3 protein-coding genes are annotated in these 2,495 nt (G+C 70.4%); 1 reads left to right on the forward strand and 2 read right to left on the reverse strand.

Features of this window, described 5'->3' with window-relative positions; all coding sequences use genetic code 11:
• On the reverse strand, positions 1–1,036 hold a 1,036-nt coding region (locus tag ACJ73U_RS17400; protein WP_407778684.1), incomplete at its 3' end, for an arabinofuranosidase catalytic domain-containing protein.
• A gap of 343 nt (positions 1,037–1,379) precedes the next feature.
• On the opposite strand from ACJ73U_RS17400, the gene ACJ73U_RS17405 reads away from it, so the two are divergent.
• Entirely contained in the window at positions 1,380–1,658 is a 279-nt protein-coding gene (locus ACJ73U_RS17405) for a hypothetical protein (protein WP_407778685.1), read from the forward strand.
• Between the two features lies 1 nt (position 1,659).
• Here ACJ73U_RS17405 and ACJ73U_RS17410 read toward each other — a convergent pair whose 3' ends face one another.
• Entirely contained in the window at positions 1,660–2,379 is a 720-nt protein-coding gene (locus ACJ73U_RS17410; protein WP_407778686.1) for a class I SAM-dependent methyltransferase, read from the reverse strand.
• Positions 2,380–2,495 lie beyond the last annotated feature (116 nt).

Below are 2,495 nucleotides of genomic sequence, written 5' to 3' on the forward strand. Positions count from 1 at the left end.
TGATGTTGGCCTGCACCGCGTTCTCGGTGGCGTCGCTGGGGAAGCCCGACGTCATCACGCCCTCGTAGAAGGTGCCGGCGGCCCCGATGCTGTTGTCGCCGCCGATGCCGAGGATGATCGCGCCCTCCTTCTTCATGGGGTTGTAGCCGGCGACGTTCGGCCGCGTGCCGTTGTAGAAGGTGGACAGGCCGCCGGACTGCGCGTTGCCGGCGCGGATGGCCCAGTGGTTGGGACCACCCTTGATGATCGCCGTCAGGTACCGGTGGCTCACGGTCGGGTCGTTGGCGTTGAAGCCGGCGTTCACCCCGGAGTACAGGCCGTTCTCCAGGTCCGCCATCACCCACGGGCCGTTGCCGGTGCCGAAGCCCCAGACCTTGATGTTGCCGAAGTAGATGGCCTCCATGGTGCCGTTGCCGTTGTCGCGGCTGTTGCGCTCGGCGTTGCCGTAGTCGAAGCAGCAGCCGCCGTTGAAGTGCGTGCCGTCGAAGACCGCGTACATGCCCTCCGCCGCGTCACCGGTCGCCACGCCGTTGGTGTTGTTGTTGCGGTAGCCGGTGCCGGGCGCCACGAACACGCCGTACGCCTTGTGGCCGCCGACCGTGGTCGGCGCTGCGGTCGCGTTCGCGAGGTTGTCGAACCCGCCGGCCGCCGGGCCGCTGAACCCGCCGGGCGGCGCCTGGGTGAGGCGGTTGTTCCGGCCCGACTGGTCGTAGATGATCGTGATGACACACGAGGTGCCGGCGCAGAAGGAGTCCTGCGTCGCGGCGTTGGCGACCCCGCCCGCGGCCAGCGGGGCGATGTCGCGGGTCGTGTTGTCCGACGAGCGCCGCACCTGGTACAGCGGGCCGTTGTAGGCCCCGTAGAGGGCGCGGGTCGTGCTGTGCGCCGCCACGCACGGCGTGCCGCCGGCGGCGTAGATGTCGCACGGTCCCTGGGTGGCGGCCTGCGAGGTCGCGGTCGCGCCGGCCACGGCGCCGGCGGCGAGGAGGGCTGTGGAGAGCAGGGGAACCAGTCGCGCGCGGAATGGAACGGGCATCGTTGCCTCTTTCCCATCAGTCCAGCGGATCACGAGAACGTGATTGTGAACGCTAACACAGGGGTATAGGCTAGAACAAGCCGTTTCATGTGAGCGCGAACATCGAGTGTGCAGCGCGGGTTCCGATACTCCGGGAGCACATCTGGAGCGCTCCCATTTCACGCTTCCGCTCAGGTGCCAGGGCTGGGCGACGGCCTCGATAGCTTGCCGGCGCATGGCCACCGGCGCGCGGTCACCGGCGTCACCGGCCACACGATCGCGAACACCGCGGCGAACACCCACACCGGTCCGGACGGGATGACGCGCCACTCGCGACCGCCATGGGCAGCACGGCCGGACCGTCGTGGCCACCGCCGTCCGCGCTGACGTCGAGGAACATCGACGTCAGCGCGAGGCGCGCGGCATCGCCGCCCGCGCCAACGACCTCGCCGCGAGCGACGCGCCGCCGGTCCGGTCACCCGAGGTGACCGGGTTCCCGCACCCGCTGCTGGCCGAACGCGGCTACCCACTGGTCGCCGCGAGGCCGGCGGGCGGCGAGTACGCGGACAGCCCGGTCGACCCGGGCATCGAGTTCGACCTGCACCGCGTCCTCGACGGGATCGAGCGACTGGTGCGCGGGTAGGTCAGGCCCGGTCGGCGCTCAGGTGCCACATGCGGGTGAGGATGCGGCCGTGCTCGTCGGTCTGCACGACGTCCGGGTCGACCCCGAACCCCATCCGCGCCCCGCCGGAGCGGGCGAAGGCCTCGGGGCTCATGGAGATCGTGTAGTCGACGGCCTCGATGTCGCGGATCAGCCAGCGGTCGGACAGGTGGGTCCGCAGGTCGTCCTGGCTCACGGTCATCGGCAGGTCCAGCCCGTCGTTGCCGGCGTCGGCGAAGCACAGCAGGTGCAGCCGCGCGCCGGGCCGGGTCACCCGGTGCAGGGCGGCGGCGTACGCGGTGCGCTGCTCGCCCGTCAGGCAGTGGTACAGCGCACTGTCCAGCACGGTGTCGAACCGCGGCGCGACGCCCTCGAACGTGGTGACGTCGGCACGCACGAACTCGACGTCGACACCGTGGGACGCGGCCCGCTCGCGTGCCTTCTGCAGCGCCGCCTCGGCGCCGTCCACGCCGGTGACCTGGAAACCCCGCTGCGCGAGGAAGATCGCGTTGTTGCCGAGCCCGCACCCGGCGTCGAGCACCGCGCCGCGGAACTCCCCCTCGTCGGCGAGGCGCACCACCACCGGCTGCGGCGCCCCGATGTCCCAGGGCATGACGTCGAAGGTCACGTCCGTTCCCGGGACCATCGCACCCCCCGAGTAGGCGTCCTGGAAGTCCACCCGGTCGAGTGGGAAGTCGGTCATCTCCACCCCCATCAGTCAAATCAACACTTGATGAATACCACCCTCCTCCCCTTCCGTGACGATGTCAACACGATCGGCGACGGGGACGGTCAGGCGTTGACGCCGGTGAGGGCGAA

This window comes from Actinophytocola sp., from assembly GCF_045807065.1.
GTDB lineage: Bacteria > Actinomycetota > Actinomycetes > Mycobacteriales > Pseudonocardiaceae > Actinophytocola.